This is a genomic window from Pseudomonas sp. CM25 (assembly GCF_013179705.1).
Taxonomy (GTDB): domain Bacteria; phylum Pseudomonadota; class Gammaproteobacteria; order Pseudomonadales; family Pseudomonadaceae; genus Aquipseudomonas.
Map to the genome: position 1 here is coordinate 1 of NZ_JABMCW010000034.1, position 16,720 is coordinate 16,720.

Annotated in this window: 18 protein-coding genes; 2 read left to right on the forward strand and 16 right to left on the reverse strand. The window is 61.8% G+C overall.

The genetic code is table 11. The features are described 5' to 3' along the window. The 4 genes from HP546_RS06180 to HP546_RS06195 form a co-directional block, all read right to left on the reverse strand. Nucleotides 1-615 (reverse strand): phosphate/phosphonate ABC transporter permease (locus HP546_RS06180; protein ID WP_172221137.1); only part of this gene is annotated, 615 nt, incomplete at its 3' end. Next, nucleotides 612-1,439, reverse strand: coding sequence for an ABC transporter permease (locus tag HP546_RS06185; protein ID WP_172221140.1), 828 nt, complete (start codon nucleotides 1,437-1,439; stop codon nucleotides 612-614). The genes HP546_RS06180 and HP546_RS06185, both read right to left, overlap by 4 nt. Further along, entirely contained in the window at nucleotides 1,433-2,242 is an 810-nt protein-coding gene (locus tag HP546_RS06190; RefSeq protein WP_172221143.1) for an ATP-binding cassette domain-containing protein, read from the reverse strand. Before HP546_RS06190 ends, HP546_RS06185 begins: the two co-directional genes overlap by 7 nt. Next, nucleotides 2,239-3,093, reverse strand: coding sequence for a putative selenate ABC transporter substrate-binding protein (locus HP546_RS06195; protein WP_172221146.1), 855 nt, complete (start codon nucleotides 3,091-3,093; stop codon nucleotides 2,239-2,241). Before HP546_RS06195 ends, HP546_RS06190 begins: the two co-directional genes overlap by 4 nt. 123 nt (nucleotides 3,094-3,216) lie before the next feature. Here HP546_RS06195 and selD point away from each other — a divergent pair, with 123 nt between their 5' ends. Both selD and mnmH read left to right on the forward strand, forming a co-directional pair. Further along, nucleotides 3,217-4,251 carry a selenide, water dikinase SelD gene (gene selD / locus HP546_RS06200; RefSeq protein WP_172221148.1) on the forward strand — a complete coding sequence of 345 codons (1,035 nt, stop codon included), beginning with the start codon at nucleotides 3,217-3,219 and terminating at the stop codon, nucleotides 4,249-4,251. Continuing rightward, nucleotides 4,251-5,363, forward strand: coding sequence for a tRNA 2-selenouridine(34) synthase MnmH (mnmH, locus tag HP546_RS06205; protein WP_172221151.1), 1,113 nt, complete (start codon nucleotides 4,251-4,253; stop codon nucleotides 5,361-5,363). Before selD ends, mnmH begins: the two co-directional genes overlap by 1 nt. 162 nt (nucleotides 5,364-5,525) lie before the next feature. Here mnmH and HP546_RS06210 read toward each other — a convergent pair whose 3' ends face one another. The 12 genes from HP546_RS06210 to HP546_RS06265 form a co-directional block, all read right to left on the reverse strand. Continuing rightward, nucleotides 5,526-5,912, reverse strand: a complete 387-nt coding sequence (locus HP546_RS06210) for a lysozyme inhibitor LprI family protein (RefSeq protein ID WP_172221154.1) — start codon at nucleotides 5,910-5,912, stop codon at nucleotides 5,526-5,528. A gap of 20 nt (nucleotides 5,913-5,932) precedes the next feature. Continuing rightward, nucleotides 5,933-6,472, reverse strand: a complete 540-nt coding sequence (locus HP546_RS06215) for a hypothetical protein (protein WP_172221157.1) — start codon at nucleotides 6,470-6,472, stop codon at nucleotides 5,933-5,935. A 221-nt stretch (nucleotides 6,473-6,693) separates the two neighbouring features. Next, nucleotides 6,694-7,257: a GNAT family N-acetyltransferase gene (locus HP546_RS06220; RefSeq protein WP_172221160.1), complete on the reverse strand. Its 564-nt coding sequence runs from the start codon at nucleotides 7,255-7,257 to the stop codon at nucleotides 6,694-6,696. Nucleotides 7,258-7,451: 194 nt separating this feature from the next. Continuing rightward, complete coding sequence (locus HP546_RS06225; protein ID WP_172221163.1) at nucleotides 7,452-7,835, reverse strand: YkgJ family cysteine cluster protein; 384 nt, start codon at nucleotides 7,833-7,835, stop codon at nucleotides 7,452-7,454. Nucleotides 7,836-7,994: 159 nt separating this feature from the next. Continuing rightward, nucleotides 7,995-9,122: a hypothetical protein gene (locus tag HP546_RS06230; RefSeq protein WP_172221166.1), complete on the reverse strand. Its 1,128-nt coding sequence runs from the start codon at nucleotides 9,120-9,122 to the stop codon at nucleotides 7,995-7,997. Between the two features lie 114 nt (nucleotides 9,123-9,236). Next, nucleotides 9,237-10,445, reverse strand: coding sequence for an alanine transaminase (gene alaC, locus HP546_RS06235; RefSeq protein ID WP_172221169.1), 1,209 nt, complete (start codon nucleotides 10,443-10,445; stop codon nucleotides 9,237-9,239). 331 nt (nucleotides 10,446-10,776) lie between these two features. Continuing rightward, the gene (cyoE, locus tag HP546_RS06240; protein ID WP_172221172.1) at nucleotides 10,777-11,664 is read right to left on the reverse strand and encodes a heme o synthase; all 888 of its coding nucleotides are present in this window, start codon (nucleotides 11,662-11,664) and stop codon (nucleotides 10,777-10,779) included. An 11-nt stretch (nucleotides 11,665-11,675) separates the two neighbouring features. Beyond that, complete coding sequence (gene cyoD / locus HP546_RS06245; RefSeq protein ID WP_172221175.1) at nucleotides 11,676-12,008, reverse strand: cytochrome o ubiquinol oxidase subunit IV; 333 nt, start codon at nucleotides 12,006-12,008, stop codon at nucleotides 11,676-11,678. After that, nucleotides 12,008-12,634 carry a cytochrome o ubiquinol oxidase subunit III gene (cyoC, locus tag HP546_RS06250; RefSeq protein WP_172221178.1) on the reverse strand — a complete coding sequence of 209 codons (627 nt, stop codon included), beginning with the start codon at nucleotides 12,632-12,634 and terminating at the stop codon, nucleotides 12,008-12,010. Before cyoC ends, cyoD begins: the two co-directional genes overlap by 1 nt. 3 nt (nucleotides 12,635-12,637) lie before the next feature. Beyond that, complete coding sequence (gene cyoB / locus HP546_RS06255) at nucleotides 12,638-14,656, reverse strand: cytochrome o ubiquinol oxidase subunit I (RefSeq protein ID WP_172221181.1); 2,019 nt, start codon at nucleotides 14,654-14,656, stop codon at nucleotides 12,638-12,640. A gap of 3 nt (nucleotides 14,657-14,659) precedes the next feature. Then, nucleotides 14,660-15,604, reverse strand: a complete 945-nt coding sequence (cyoA, locus tag HP546_RS06260; protein ID WP_172221184.1) for a ubiquinol oxidase subunit II — start codon at nucleotides 15,602-15,604, stop codon at nucleotides 14,660-14,662. Nucleotides 15,605-16,162: 558 nt separating this feature from the next. After that, nucleotides 16,163-16,669 carry a disulfide bond formation protein B gene (locus HP546_RS06265; RefSeq protein WP_172221187.1) on the reverse strand — a complete coding sequence of 169 codons (507 nt, stop codon included), beginning with the start codon at nucleotides 16,667-16,669 and terminating at the stop codon, nucleotides 16,163-16,165. Nucleotides 16,670-16,720: the final 51 nt, after the last annotated feature.

The following is a 16,720-nucleotide window of genomic DNA, read 5'->3' on the forward strand; positions in this document are numbered from 1 at the left end:
CAACCCCAGCACACTGGCCATGCGGATGTTGTTCTCCCAGCGGTACAGGCTGTAGGCCAGCAACTGCGGCCAGAGATTGGGTAAGGTGCCATAGCAGAACGCCGCGACCTGGCCACCACCCTGCAAGCGAATCGCCGCTGCAGGCTCCGGCGACGCATTTTCCAATGCCTCGGCGAACAGCCGCCCCAACACGCCAGCCGTATGCAGCGCCAGGGCCAGGGTACCGGCATTGGGGCCAAGGCCGGCCGCCAGCACCGTAAGCGCCGCCCATACCAGTTCCGGAATGGCCCGCAAGCCATTGAGCAGCAACCGCGACGCCGCCTGGAACGGCCAACCGAAGCGGCCCGCAGCCGGCAGCGCCAGCAGCATCCCCAGCACCATGGCCAGCAGCGTCCCCAGGCCGGACATGGCCAGGGTCTCCAGCGCCCCGTGCCAAACGGCACGCAGGTGTGCAGCCGAGAGGTCCGGGTGCAGGAAACGCCCGGCATACTCACCCATCTGCCCCAGCCCACCGTTGCCCACCAGCGCCTGCAGGTCCAGTTCCAGGTAAGCGAACGAGGCCGCCACCGCCGTCACGATGGCAGCCAGCAGTAACAGGTTGATCACCCGGTTCATGCCAGCCTCCAGCGCAACAGGCGGCTAAGCAGGTCGGCCAGCATCACCAGCAGCAGGAAAGTCAGCAGCATGCTCGCCACCTCCGCACCGGCGAACATGCGCATCGACAAGTCGATCTGCTGTCCCAGCCCGCCAGCGCCGACAAAGCCCATCACCACCGACGCCCGCACCGCGCACTCCCAACGGTACACGGTGTAGGACACAACCTCGGAGGCAGCATTAGGCAGAATGCCGTAGAGAAATGCCGCCAGCCGGCCGCTGCCCGCTTGCATCAAGGCATGCGCCGGGCGCTGGTCGACCGACTCGAAAATCTCGGCGTATACCTTGCCGAGCATGCCGCTGTAGGTGATGGCGATGGCCAGTACACCCGCCGTCGGCCCCAGCCCCACAGCCCGCACAAACAGCAGTGCCCAGACGATTTCCGGCACACTGCGCAGGAAAATCAGCAACCCGCGCACAGGCAGGCGCAGCAACCGCGACCAGAAACCGGCCCGCCCACCGCGGGAGGCGGCACGCAGCGACAACGCTCGGCTAGCCAGCAGCCCTGCAGGAATCGCCAACAACAACGCCAACGCCATGCCGGCAGTGGCCACCGCCAGGGTCTGTAAGGTGGCTTCGTACAGCAACGCAAGGAAATCGGCATCGTGTGCCGGCGGCCAGAAGGCGCCGGTGAAACTGGCGATCTGCTGCCGGTTCTCCGCCTGAAACAGCACCCAAGGGTCAAGTTCGCTCAATTGCACGCCTGGCCACAGCACCGCTACGGCCAGCAAGGTCAGCAGCAACCGCGGCATCAGGGCCGGGTCGCGCGCGTCAGCTGTCAGCATCGCGGAATCTGCACGGTCAGAGTCGGTCCCTGGGTGGGCGGCGAAGCCAGTTGTTCGTTGGCGTACAACGCATCCAGCATCTGCTCGCTCACCGCCTCGGCCGCGCAGTCGAACACCACCTGCCCGTCGCGAATGCCGATCACCCGTGGGAAGTGCGCCAGCGCCAGCTCTACTGCATGCAAGCTCGCCACCAGGGTCACACCATTAGCCTGGGCATGGCGGTTGAGCAAGGCCAGGCTATGGTCGGCCAACACCGGGTCCATTGCTGACACCGGCTCGTCAGTCAGCAACAGTTGCGGCCGCTGGTACAACGCCCGGGCAATCCCCACTCGCTGCAACTGCCCGCCGGACAGTTGGCCACATTGCACGAACAGCTTGTCGGCCAGGCCCAGCTCTGCCAGAACCTGGCGCGCCCCCGGTACATCGCTGGGGTACAGCAGGTTGAGCAAGCCGCGCAGCATTCCCCACTGCCCCAGGCGGCCGGCCAGCACCGCTGTCACCACTCGCTGGCGCGGCGGCAACGGCGGTGCCTGGTGCACCAGGCCTACCTGCGCCCGCAGGCGCTGACGTGCCCTGGCCGACAAAGCCCACGGCTGCTCGCCGAGCAGCTCCAGGCGACCGCTGCCAGGCCGAATAGCCGAAGCCATCAGGTGCAGCAAGCTCGACTTGCCCGCCCCCGACGGCCCGATGATGGCGACACGCTCGCCCTGCTCGATGCACAGGCTCACCGCGTCAAGCGCACGCACCTGGCCATGACGCAGCCCGGCACTGTGCAGATGGATAGCCACGTTGGAAGCAGTCACTTGAGCAGACCGGCCTCGCGTGCAGCTTGCTCGGTGCCCACGTAGTTTTCAGGCTTGGTCTCGATGAAGCGGCTGGCAGCCTGCAGGTCGAGGATCGCCTTGTGCTCCGGGTTGGCCGGGTCGAGGTCGAGGAAAGCCTTCTTGATCTTCTCTTTCAGCGCCGGCTCCATATTGCCGCGCACGGTCCAGTTGTAGTCGAAATAGGTCGGGGTGGTAGCGAACACCTTCACCTTGCCGGTATCGACCTTGCCGGCATCCACCAGCTTCTGCCACACGCTGGCATTGAGCACACCACCGTCCACCTTGCCGGCCTGCACCCAGGCCACGGTGGCGTCGTGGGCACCGGAATAGGCCACACGGCTGAAGTAGTCCTCGGGCTTGATGTTGTCCTGCTTGAGCATGAAGTAACGCGGCATAAGGCTGCCCGAAGTGGACGAGATGGAGCCGAAGGCGAACGATTTGCCCTTGAGGTCGCTGAGGCTTTTCACGTCAGGGTTGGCGGTGATGAACTTGGAGGTGAACTGCGCATCCTGCTCACGCTGCACCAGCGGGGTTGCCTTCGGGTCCTTCAGGTGCACCTGGACAAAGGTGAAGCCGCCCAGCCAGGCCAGGTCCAGCCGGTCGGCAGCCAGCGACTCGACCACCGCCGGGTAGTCGGCTACCGGCACAAACTTCACCTCCATGCCCAGTTGCCTGGCCAGGTACTCGCCCAATGGCTTGAACTTGCGCTGCAATTCGGTCGGCGCTTCGTCGGGGATGGCGCTGACCCGCAGGGTTTCGGCGGCCTGGGCGACAACGGCACAACAAGACAGCACGAGGCCGGCGGCGAGCGCCAAGGGGCGTTTGAGCATGGGTGATCTCCGGTTCAATGGCGAGAAGAGCAGCGGGTAGCTGATCCGCAGAAGTATAAGAGCCACAGCCCCAAAGGCCAGCTTTGCTACAATCGCGCAACAATTTGACCTGCCGAGGTGCGTATGAGCGAGCCGATTCGCCTGACCCAGTACAGCCATGGTGCCGGCTGTGGCTGCAAGATTTCCCCCAAGGTGCTGGACGTGATCCTCGCCGAGAGCGGCGCCCAGGCCCTGGACCCGAAACTGTGGGTCGGTAACGCCTCGCGCGACGACGCAGCCGTGTACGCGCTGGACGAAGAGCGCGGTGTGGTCTCCACCACCGACTTCTTCATGCCGATTGTCGATGACCCCTACGATTTCGGCCGCATCGCCGCCACCAATGCCATCAGCGACATCTACGCCATGGGCGGTGATCCGCTGATGGCCATTGCCATCCTCGGCTGGCCGGTCAACGTACTGCCACCGGAAGTCGCCCGCGAAGTGATCCGCGGTGGCCGTGCGGTGTGCGCCGAAGCCGGCATCCCGCTGGCCGGCGGCCACTCCATCGACGCCCCCGAGCCAATCTTCGGCCTGGCCGTGACCGGCGTGGTCAGCAAGCGCCACCTCAAGCGCAACGACACCGCCACCGTGGGCTGCCAGCTTTACCTGACCAAGCCGTTGGGCATCGGCATCCTCACCACCGCCGAGAAAAAGACCAAACTGCGCGCACAGGACCAGGGCCTGGCCCGCGACTGGATGTGCACCCTCAACACCCCCGGCAGCCGCTTCGGCAAACTCGATGGGGTCAAGGCCATGACCGACGTCACCGGTTTCGGCCTGCTCGGCCATCTGGTGGAGCTGGCCGAAGGCAGCGGCCTTACCGCGCACCTGGACTACGCCGCCGTGCCGCGCCTGCCCAGCGTGGACCATTACCTGGCCGAGGGCTGCATCCCTGGTGGCACCCTGCGCAACTTCGACAGCTACGGCCACAAGATCGGCGCCCTCGGCGACGACCAGAAGCACCTGTTGTGCGACCCGCAAACCAGCGGCGGTCTGCTGGTGGCGGTGGCCCCGGAAGGTGTAACCGAATTCCTCGCGGTGGCCGCAGAGCTGGGCCTGAAACTGTCGCCGATCGGCACGCTGGTGGAGCGACAGAGCCACGCAGTCGAGGTGATCTGATGCGCCCCGACTGCACCGATTTTGCCCAGCTGTTCCTCGACGACGTGCCGATGATGGACATGCGTGCCCCGGTCGAATTCGCCAAAGGCGCCTTCCCGGGCGTGGTCAACCTGCCGCTGATGAATGACCAGGAGCGGCAGAAGGTCGGCACCTGCTACAAGCAGCAGGGCCAGGCTGCCGCCATCGCCCTGGGCCACCAGCTGGTCAGCGGCGCCACCAGACAGGCACGCCTGGACGCCTGGGTGGCGTTCACCCAGGCCCACCCCGAGGGCTACCTGTACTGCTTCCGTGGCGGCCTGCGCTCGCAGATCGTGCAGGGCTGGCTGCGCGATGAGGCGGGTATCCGCTACCCGCGCATCAAAGGTGGCTACAAGGCCATGCGCACCTTTTTGCTGGAGACCACCCAGCAGGCGGTCGAGCAGTGCGATTTCGTGCTGCTGGGCGGCCTGACCGGCACCGGCAAGACCGACGTGCTACACCAGCTGGGCAACGTGCTGGACCTGGAAGGCCATGCCAATCATCGTGGTTCCAGCTTTGGCAAGCGCGCCACTGCGCAACCAGCTCAGATCGACTTCGAAAACCAGCTGGCAATCGATGTGCTGAAGAAACGCGCCAGGGGCATCGGGCAGTTTGTGCTTGAAGATGAAGGGCGCATCGTTGGCAGCTGCACCGTACCCTTGGCGTTGTACCAAGGTATGCAGCAGTACCCGCTGGTGTGGCTGGAAGACAGTTTCGCCAACCGCGTCGAGCGCATTCTGCGCGACTACGTGGTCAACCTGAGTGCCGAGTTCGTCAGCGTGCATGGCGAAGAAGATGGCCGCCGCCTGTTTGCCGAGCGAATGCTGCAAAGCATGGCCAATATCCACAAACGTCTTGGTGGCGAACGTTACCAGAGGTTGTCGGAGACCCTGCGCCAGGCCCTGGAAGAACAGCAGCGCAGCGGCGCGGTGGACCTGCACCGGGGCTGGATCGAAGGCTTGCTCAACGAATATTACGACCCGATGTATGCCTACCAGCGCGATGCCAAAGCCGAGCGCATCGAGTTTGCCGGGGATGCCGTGGAAGTGCGCGAGTACCTCAAGGCCCGGGCGCTTCGCGAACCCCGCATCTGAAAGGCGCTGCAAAACCTGTAGGAGCGGCCTTGCGTCGCGAAAGGGCTGCGCAGCAGCCCCGGCTATTGCTGCCTTGATGCTGACATCCCGGGGCCGCTTTGCGGCCCTTTCGCGACACAAGGCCGCTCCTACAAGGGCGGGCCAATCATTTCTGAAAAGGCTCTACAGCCCCGGGCTAAGCACCCGCTCCAGCTCGGCCGCCCGGTCGCGGGTCATGTCCATCATGCATGAACCACCCTCCAGCTGCGCCATGGTCCCGCCACTGGCCTGCACATGGAACTGGCAATTACCATCGCGGTAGGCCAGCCACTTGCGCTGTACATCGCGCAAGCTCTTCTGCTGCCCGGCATCCAGCTTGCCCATCAGTTGCTTGTACACACGGTTCAAGCGCTGGTCCTGCACGTGTGTCTCGGCCCCGATGCATTCACTCATGGCCACAGTACTGGAGGCCTTGTCCATGCACTGTCCATAGGCCGGCGTGTAGTCCTCCGCCACCGCCATTGGCAGCACGCCGGCCAGTGCCAGGCCTGCCAGATAATGCTTGATCATGCGAATCCTCCTTGTGGATATCACAGCGTCTGCGGCTGCTCAGGCGGCATCAGCACCTTGCCCGGCTCGAAGCGCAACGAGGGCATTTGAGTCGCCGTATACAAGGCCACGCCCAACGCCGCAATCAGCACCACGTCGAGCCAGCTCCAGCCCGGCATGTCGTCTGCGCTACGCGCCTTCCAGCAATGCCAGGCCTGGCCCAGGCAGAACACCACCATCGCCGCCAGCCACAGGTAGAAGCCAAGACCAAAACCGGTCAGGTCATGGAATTCATAGGTCTGGTTATCCGGCAAACGGGTGATGCCGAAGCTGCTGGCCGCCAGGTACAGCGCTGCCAGCCCGGCCAGCAACGCCAGCCGGCGGAGCCGCCGATGCGCAAGGATGGCGACGGCCAGCAGCGGGTTGGCAAACCACTGGTACAAGCCGAAGGGCATGCCCCATGGCCCGTACAGCAGCATCTGCAGCGCCGGCATGTGGCGCCCGCCGCTCATCAGTGCACCGTCGAAAAACAGGGCGAGCAGGTACAGCAGCAGGCTGATGCTCAGGTAGAAAACGGGCAAGGGACACACCTGGGAAAACGGGACAGACTGCGACCTTAACCCAGGCCCTGCCCCGCCACCAAACCTTCAGTAACTGCCGCGCAGGGTCACCATGAAATTGCGTGGTTCGCCGTAGTAGTTGCCATAGGTCGAAGTGCCCACGGTCTTGGTGGGTCGGCTACGGGTATGGAGCACGGGCCACAAGTGGGAATTGTGCCCGAACAGTAGTAGCCGCCATGAGACTATGCAACCGGTGGCTCCAGCAATAATCCGTAGATACCCGAGTCGGACAGTTCACCCGCCACGCACCAACGCGCCCGCAGGGTGCCTTCCAGCACGAAGCCCTGCCGTTCGAGGGTACGTGCCGAGCCTTGGTTGCGCGGGTCGATCTCGCCTTCCAGGCGGCGCATGTGCAGGGTATGGGCGAGGTAGTCGATGAAGCAGGTCAGCGCTTCGTCCATGTAGCCCCTGCCCTGCACCGCGCTGGCCAGGCAGTAGCCGATTTCGCCGCGGCGGGAGATGTCGTCGATGTTGAACAGCTGGACCATGCCGATGAGTTCGCCGTTGTCGCGGCGGTACATGCCGAGCTTGAGCTGATCACCGCTGGCATAGGCTTCGCGGTCGGCGGCCAGGGCGCTTTCGGCCTCGGCCAGGTCATGCCAGGGGGCATGGTGCCAATAACGCATGACCTCGGGGTCGGCCATGATCGCCAGCCACTGCGCGGCATCGGCATGGCGCATGGGGCGCAACTGCAGGCGCGGGCTGTCGAGGCAGAGGTCACTGGGGAAACTGCGGGGTGGGGTCACGCCGGATCTCCTGTCCATTGCTGGGGAGATGACAGTTTAACTTCATGTGCAAGGTTCGGGCATCCCGGGGCTGCTTTGCAGCCCATCGCCGGCAAGCCAGCTCCCACAAGGTCTCCACAGGGCCTGAGCCTCGTGCAGTACCTGTGGGAGTTGGCTTGCCGGCGATGAGGCCAGTGCAGGCGAGCAACAATGCCTCAGGCCACCTCAGCCCCATCATCCGGCCAGTGCGGTTCGTTGGCCCCCGGCGGGGTGAGCGGTGGCAGCCCGTACGCCGCCCGCGCATCATCACAGCTGGGGTTATGCACCCCACCCTCCCACGAAGCATCAAACTCGCGGCAAGGGCTGGAACGGTTGGCATAAATGGTACAGGCCACCTCTTTACCAATCTCGCCAGCAAGGCTGACACAGCGGCAAGGCTTGGCATCGGTGCCAATCATGGCAACGCGGGTTGGGTTGATCTGGACCACCAGGTCGTCCGGCACAACGCCCCCGGCAGACTGGCATTCGCCCCAGAAGAAGGACACACGGAAGTACCCGCAGCAGGCGCCGCAGTCAAGGCAAGGGTTATATTCGGACATGGTGCCACGGAGGGAAGGTTGTTGTTATCGGGTCTGGCCCGCGGCGCCATTTTTAATCCAAGCGGGGCCGGCTGGATAGAGGGCAGACGTAAAAAAAGTTGCCGCTGATCCGGCGCACGGGTGCGAGCGGCCAGTGACGTCACCGGCCGCCCGCTGCCGTCAGCTGATAGCCTTGTAGGTGCTGGCATTCCAGCGCTGCAAGGCCAACCCCTCGCGGGGGTGATAGGCGTTGCCCTGCACCTTGCTGAAATGCGTGGGGGCCAGGCCGCAATGCACCAGCCGGTCATGCTTTTCACCTTCGGTAAGCACGGTGTACGACTCGTTTCGCATGTCCTGGTAGCGCCCGTCCGCTGCAGCCATCGCCTTGTGGTATTGCATCAACTGGCTATCGTCGAGATTCAGGCGGTTGGCCAGCTGAACGCCCCAGCGAGTCAGGCATACCTCGGCAAAATGGCGCACGATCAGGCCAGGCTCGGCCAACACCTTGCCAACGCCCGCACCATCGGCCGAGGCGTTGCCCACCAGCGTGGCATGGCGCCCTGGCATCGGGTAGACGCAGATACGCGTGCTGCCGTGGACTGACGGGATGACACAGGCAAACCCTCTGGAGCGCTCATCCCGGGAATAGAAGCCTACGTATTCCCGGACATTGGCAGCCAACGTTACCCGCTCGGACTGCACGTTGCCGACCCCAGGCACTGGATCAATCGCGAATATGTTCACAGGTATCCCCCGCAGTGCAGGGTCGTTCGCCATGGCGTTGGCCAACATGTGGCAGCTGATCCCTCCCCTGCTCCATCCCACCAGGTTGACCTGGGTTGGCAGACGTGGCTCGCGGAACATGCTGATGATGCGCTCCTGCAGCTCCTGCGGGGTCGGCTGACGTACTCCATAGTCGTAAGTGCGCCAGAACCAGGAGGCCGTGGAAGCAGCATCCGGTATCGGCACACCGGCGTCTTTCAGCCGTTCATATTCATCTTCGCTCAGTTTGCGGCGCTGCCAGCTGGTTTCACCCTTTATCAGCTGCAGCACATGGTTGACGTTCTCTTCCCAGCCGCGCCCGAACAGCTGGCCGCTCCAGTTGTAGTAACTGCCAGGCTCGACGAACAGGTTGTCATCCTGAAGGTTGCCACTACCTGGACCGTCCACGGCTATCCAGTGGGCGAACTCGCGGCCCTGATCGTTGCTGGCAAGGGTCGAGACCAGTTCGCCGTTCCAGAAGTTGGGGTTGGCATCGTCGAAGCGGTGCGAGCCGGTGCCGCAGAAATAGGCGGTGAAGACACTCATGGGGGATCTCTTCGCTGAGAAATGAGTGCTGAAGATAGGTAGGCTGAGGCGTGGGATGCAGGCGGAAAGCTCGCCCGGCTGAAGATTCCGGGGCTGCTTTGCAGCCCCGGTTGCTTACTTGCGGCCGAGGCCGTCAGCCCGGAACATCTGGCGGATACCGCGAATGGCCTGGCGAATGCGGTCCTGGTTTTCGATCAGGGCAAAGCGCACATGGTCGTCGCCATACTCACCAAAGCCGATACCCGGCGACACGCATACCTTGGCCTCGGCCAGCAGCTTCTTGGCGAACTCCAGCGAGCCGAGGTGCGCGTACTCCGGCGGGATCTTCGCCCACACGTACATCGACGCCTTGGGGTTCTCGACCATCCAGCCCAGTTCGTGCAGGCCCTTCACCAACAGGTTGCGGCGTTGGCGGTACTGCTCGGCAATATCGCGCACGCATTGCTGGTCGCCTTCCAGCGCGGCGATGGCCGCTACCTGCAAGGGGGTGAAGGTGCCGTAGTCGTGGTAGCTCTTGATCCGGGCCAGGGCGCTGACCAGTTCGGGATTGCCGACCATGAAGCCGATTCGCCAGCCAGCCATGTTGTAACTCTTCGACAGGGTGAAGAACTCCACCGCAATGTCTTTGGCGCCTGGCACCTGCATGATCGATGGGGCCTTCCAGCCGTCGTAGACGATGTCGGCATAGGCCAGGTCGTGGACCACCAGCACGTCATACTGCTTGGCCAGGGCCACCACACGCTCGAAGAAGTCCAGCTCCACGCACTGGGCAGTGGGGTTGGACGGAAAGCCGAGGATCATCATCTTCGGCTTGGGGATCGACTCGCGGATGGCCCGCTCAAGCTCGTTGAAGAAGTCCACACCCGGCACCAGCGGCACGGAGCGCACCTGGGCACCGGCAATCACTGCACCGTAGATATGGATCGGGTAGCTGGGGTTGGGCACCAGTACCGTGTCGCCCTGATCAAGGGTGGCCAGCATCAGGTGCGCCAGGCCCTCTTTCGAGCCGATGGTGACGATGGCTTCGCTTTCCGGGTCGATGTCGACCTCGTAGCGTTCCTTGTACCAGTTGGAGATGGCCCGGCGCAGGCGCGGGATACCGCGGGAGGTGGAGTAGCCGTGGGTGTCTTCACGCTGGGCGACCTGCACCAGCTTCTCGACGATGTGCGGCGGGGTGGCGCCATCGGGGTTGCCCATGCTCAGGTCGATGATGTCCTCGCCACGGCGGCGGGCAGCCATCTTGAGCTCGGCAGTGATGTTGAAGACGTAAGGGGGGAGACGATCGATGCGCGCAAAGCGGCGCGGCGAACCTGGGTTGGCCATGGCTTCCTCTGAATACGTAAGCGCCCGGAACCGTCCGAGCGACGTTGGCCGATATGGCGGCCTGGATCAGAAGATAGTGCCGAAACAGGATGCATGTAAAGGACAATTTCCTGTTTTTTTAGATTTTTTCAGATCTATTTTTTAAAATCAGGGATTTATTTCTTCAGGCATGGCCTCTTCGCGGGTGAACCCGCTCCCACAGGGATATCAAAACCCTCAAGCTTGTGGAGATCCTGTGGGAGCGGGTTCACCCGCGAAGAGGCCGGCCCAGGAAAAACCCATAAAAAAACCCCGGCACATGTCCGGGGTTTTCGTGAAACAGGCAGCTATTTCAGCGTGCGTAAGTCATCAGCACGTCCGCAGCCGTTTGGCTATCCACACCCATCATCACGCTCAGGGCAGTGACGGTGAGGATGGAGAAACCGAACACCTTGCGCGCCCACTTGCTATCGTCCTCGGCCTTGTAGCCACCCCATGCCATGTACAGCCAGTACAGGCCCATGGCAGCTGCCACGGCCAGGTAGCCGAGGCCGGCGTAACCGCCAAGGGTAAGCATCAAGGTGGCGAGCACGAAGGCCAGCACGTACAGCACGATCTGCTTCTTCGCGGCAAGGATACCGCGTGCCACCGGCAGGACCGGAATATTGGCAGCGCTGTAATCCTTGAAACGGAAGATCGCGATGGCAAAGCTGTGAGGCATCTGCCACAGGCTGAACATCACCAGCAGGGTTACCGCAGCCAGGTCGAAGCTGTTGCTCACGGCGCAGTAGCCGATCACCGGAGGCATGGCACCGGACAGGCTGCCGACCAAGGTGCCGTGCACCGATTTGCGCTTCAGCCACAGGCTGTAGAAACCGACGTAGACAACGAAGCCGATCAGCGCACAGAACGCCGCCAGCGGGTTGGCCTGGACATACAGCAGGCTGAAACCCGCCACCCCGAGCAGGGTGGCGTAGATCAGCGCGAGGGGCAGCGACATACCGCCCTGAACCATGACGCGGTTCTTGGTGCGCTCCATCTTGTGGTCGATGTCACGGTCGATGCAGTTGTTGAACACGCATCCGGACGCCACCACCAGCGAAGTACCGATCACCACCGCCAGGAACAGGGCGAAATCCACATGGCCCTTCGAGGCAAGGAAGAAACCGCCTGCCACGGAAAGCACGTTACCGAAAATGATCCCCGGTTTGGTGATTTGGATAAAGTGCTTAACGGACATGCAGTCTTACCTCACTTGGCCATCATTTCGATGTGGATGTTGAACATGATCCACAGCGACAGGCCGACCAGCAGTGCAATAACCATCACGGTGAACAGGAACGTCGACACGTTGTTGCGTTGCTCTTTCGAGCGGTCCATGTGCAGGAAGTACACCAGGTGTACGACTACCTGGATCACGGCCATGGCAACGATGATCAGAACGGTCAGGTTCTTCGGCAAGCTGGCGGTCATCGCCAGCGCGAACGGGATCGCGGTCAGGATGATCGACAGTACAAAGCCGATCATGTACGACTTGACGCTACCGTGATTACCTTCGTGATGAGTGTCGTGTGCGTTAGCCATTACAGAACCCCCAGCAGGTAAACGACGGTGAATACGCAGATCCAGACCACGTCCAGGAAGTGCCAGAACAGGCTCAGGCAGCTCATGCGGGTCTTGGCGGTCGGCGTGATGCCGTGCTTGCTGATCTGGTACATCATGATTGCCATCCAGATCAGACCAGCAGTCACGTGCAGGCCGTGGGTACCGACCAGCGCGAAGAACGCCGACAGGAAGCCACTGCGCTGCGGGCCGAAGCCTTCGCTGATCAGGTGATGGAATTCATAGATTTCCATCGCGATGAAGCCTGCACCGAACAGGAAGGTCACAGCCAACCAGCCCAGTACGCCTGCTTTCTTGCCATCGAACATCTTCAGCATGGCGAAGCCGAAGGTGATCGAGGACAGCAGCAGGAACAGCGTTTCAACAGCTACGAAATCGAGCTGGAAGATGTCATGACCCGACGGGCCGCCGGCAAAACTGCCGGACAGCACCGCGTAGGTGGCGAAGAGCGACGCAAACAGGATGCAGTCGGTCATCAGGTACAGCCAGAAGCCCAGTACGGTCATCTGGCCCGAGTCGTGGTGGTGGTCGTCATGCCCATGGTCGTGACCATGAGCAGCGCCGCCGTGCATTACTTGACTGGACATTGATTACACCCGCTCAAACGATTCGACACGTGCGCCGGCAGGCAGAGCACCTGCTTTGGCCAGCGCTTTCAGACGCTCGCCTTCGATGCGCGCCACTTCTTCGGCCGGAACCATGTAGCCCTGGTCGTCACGTGCAGCGTGGCGAACGAAGACTGCGATGGTTGCCAACAGGCTCGCGCCCACCAGCCACCAGATGTGCCAGATGAAGGCGAAACCGAACACGGTCAGGAACAGACCCATGAACAGACCGGTGGAGGTGTTGCTCGGCATGTGGATCGCTTCGTACTTGGCCGGAACTTTGTACGCAACACCGGCTTCCTTGGCTTCGTGCCAGGCGTCCAGACCAACTTTCTCAGGCATGTGAGCGAAGTTGTAGAACGGAGGTGGCGACGAAGTGGACCACTCGATGGTACGGCCGCCCCATGGGTCGCCAGTGACGTCCATGTTGTCTTTGCGGTCGCGAACCGACACGTAGATCTGGATCAGCTGGCAAGCGATACCGAACAGGATCAGCACGGCGCCGACAACGGCTACGTACAGGTAGGGTTCCCACAGTGGGTTGTCGGAGTGGTTCAGACGACGGGTCATGCCCATGAAGCCCAGGGCGTACAGCGGCATGAACGCAACGTAGAAGCCCGACAGCCAGAACCAGAAGGCAGCTTTGCCCCACTTCTCGTTCAGGGTGAAGCCGAAGGCTTTCGGGAACCAGAAGGCGAAACCGGCGATGTAGCCGAATACCGCGCCACCGATGATCACGTTGTGGAAGTGCGCAATTACGAACAGGCTGTTGTGCAGGACGAAGTCAGCACCTGGTACGGCCAGCAGTACGCCGGTCATGCCACCGATGGAGAAGGTGACCATGAAGCCCAGGGTCCAGAGCATCGGTGCGGTGAAGCGCACACGGCCCTGATACATGGTGAACAGCCAGTTGAACAGCTTCACACCGGTCGGGATGGAGATCAGCATCGTCGCCAGGCCGAAGAAGGTGTTGACGCTGGCGCCGGCACCCATGGTGAAGAAGTGGTGCAGCCATACCGCAAAGCCGAGGATGGCGATCGCGCCCGATGCGTAGATCATCGAGTGGTGGCCGAACAGGCGTTTGCCAGAGAACGTCGAAGTCACTTCCGAGAACACGCCGAAGGCCGGCAGGATCAGGATGTAGACCTCAGGGTGACCCCACGCCCAGAACAGGTTGACGTACATCATCGGGTTCCCACCAAGCTCGTTGGTGAAAATGTGGAAGTCCAGATAACGGTCAACAGTCAGCAGAGCGAGTGCGGCAGTCAGAATCGGGAACGAAGCAACGATCAGTACGTTGGCCCAGGTGCAGGTCCAGGTGAAGATCGGCATGTCCATCAGCTTCATGCCAGGTGCGCGCATCTTCATCACGGTGACGAGGAAGTTCACACCGGTAAGCGTCGTACCAAGGCCGGATAGCTGTAGCGCCCAGATGTAGTAGTCGACACCTACCCCAGGGCTGTACTGGATGCCTGCGAGCGGCGGATAGGCAACCCAGCCGGTCTTGGCGAATTCACCAACGCCCAGCGAGATGTTGACCAGCAGCACGCCTGCCAGCAGCAGGTAGAAGCTCAGGGAGTTCAGGAACGGGAAGGCAACGTCACGTGCACCGATCTGCAGAGGAACCGCCAGGTTCATCAGGCCGGTGAAGAACGGCATCGCCATGAAGATGATCATGATCACACCGTGAGCGGTGAAGATCTGGTCATAGTGTTCAGGCGGCAGATAGCCTTCGGAGCCACCGGTAGCGGCAGCCAGCTGGGTACGCATCATGATGGCGTCGGCAAAGCCGCGCAGCAGCATGATCATCGCGACGATGATGTACATCACGCCGATCTTTTTGTGGTCGACAGTAGTCAGCCACTCGCTCCACAAGTAGGTCCACTTGCGGAAATAGGTGATAAGACCGACGACAGCGATACCGCCGAGCGCGATCATGGCAAGCGTCACCATGACTATCGGCTCGTGATAGGGTATCGCCTCCAGGCTTAGTTTACCGAACATCTCTTACTCCTCTGCACCGGCAGCTGGTTGCATACTCGTTTCCACACCCTTGGTAGTGGCCAGATCTTTGCTGCCTGCTTCTTCGTGGACCGGCTTGCCGCGATTCATGCCTTCGTACTTGTCGACGATGGTCTGGAACAGCTCCGCTGGCGCCTCGCTGTACAGCGCGACTGGGACGTATTCGCTAGGCTTGACCAGAGCTTCATACTCGGCCTTGTCCAGCTTCAGTGGCGACTGCTTGACCTCGGCGACCCATGCATCGAAGTCGGCCTGGGAAGTGGCAGTAGCCTTGAATTTCATGCCGGTGAAACCAGCACCGCTGTAGTTGGCGCTGATACCGTCAAACACACCGTTCTCGTTGGCGATCAGGTGCAGTTTGGTGGTCATGCCAGCCATGGCGTAGATCTGGCCACCCAGGCCCGGGATGAAGAACGAGTTCATCACGGCGTCGGAGGTGACGCGGAAGTTGATCGGGGTGTTGGCCGGGAAGTTGATCTTGTTGACCGTAGCGATGCCCTGCTCCGGGTAGATGAACAGCCACTTCCAGTCCAGCGCGACCACGTCGATCTGGATCGGCTTGACGTCCGAATCAAGCGGACGGTAAGGGTCCAGCTTGTGGGTCGACTTGTAGGTGACGTAACCCAGGGCGATGATGATCAGGATCGGGATGATCCACACCGCGGCCTCGATCTTGGTCGAGTGCGACCAGTCGGGGGTGTAGGTGGCTGCCTTGTTGGAAGCACGGTACTTCCAGGCGAACGCCAGGGTCATGATGATGACGGGAATCACCACCAGCAGCATCAGGCCGGTTGCGATCAGGATCAGGTTCTTTTGCTCAATGCCGACCTGGCCCTTCGGGTCGAGCAGGGTCCAGTTGCACCCACTGAGTAAAAGCATGCCTAAAACGGGCAATATGCCAAACAGTCTGGGGTAACGCTTTTTACTCATCTCACGACCTCTAGATCAGCTTGCTTCAATGCAATTTGTGTTTTGGTAGCCAACACTTCGTCCTGCCAAGTGAGGCATTTTTCGCCCGTACTCGCTCCTGCCTGGGGTCCGACTGCAGGACCTTGGCTTCAAACGTGTTGGCGGTGCTTATGGTTTCGTAGGCAACAGGCCTGTACTTCAGACCAAGTCCATTTGGTGCGGGAAACGCGGAGGGGTGTCCGCCCGGTATCGCCGTTGGGCGAAACTTGACGAAGTCAGCAAAAAGGAGCGCTGGGGCTTCCTTCAATCCTGCGACTCGCAAGCAGTGCCGAACGGAAATTGGGGGCGATTGTAGTTAGGTCGCCAACCCTTGACTATGACTTATTGAGCAACAGTCTTTTACAGAATACGTAACAATGCTGCTCAATTATTCAACTTCGCGACAGTTTGTCGCACCCCGCCTGATAGGCGCCAAGGCCGCATTCTGCAAGGCCTCGGGGTTGATCTGGATCAAGCGGTGTGGACATTTTCCCTGTTCTCGTGCGGCGTAAAAGACCACACGCAAATCGGGACTTATGTCTAAGCCTGGCGTCGGTTGCGCAAGATCCCGAGCGGAACCAGAATGGCGGTCAGTACAAAGGCCACAAGCGCCCATTGCGCCAGTGACAGACCGAGAATCGGCGGGTACGGCGTGCTGCAGAAGCCGTCGACCTGGAACGCCAGCGGCCAGACTTTGGCCAGCGGCAGGTCATCCACGATCGGCTGCAGGGTGTCGATGCCGCAACTGACCATGGGGTTGGCGAGTATATACACATGGTTGCCGGCCGCAACGATTCCGCCAATTGCACTGACCACCACCAGCGCCTCGAACAGGGTCAGGCTGCGCCGCCCCGGCATCGCCGCAGCAAGGAAGGCGAATATGGCAATGAACAGCAGCGCGTAGCGCTGCAGGATGCACAACGGGCAAGGTGCCTCACCCAACACCACTTGCATGTAGAGGGCGCCGCCAATCAGCGAAATGCAGATCAGGCCCAACAGCACCAGAAAGCGCCGTTCCCGATTGAGGCGCGAGGTTTGTTCGTTCATTGCCGGTTCCTTCGATGGATAGTGGCAGCGTGGTCCGCCTGCCTTGCGCAA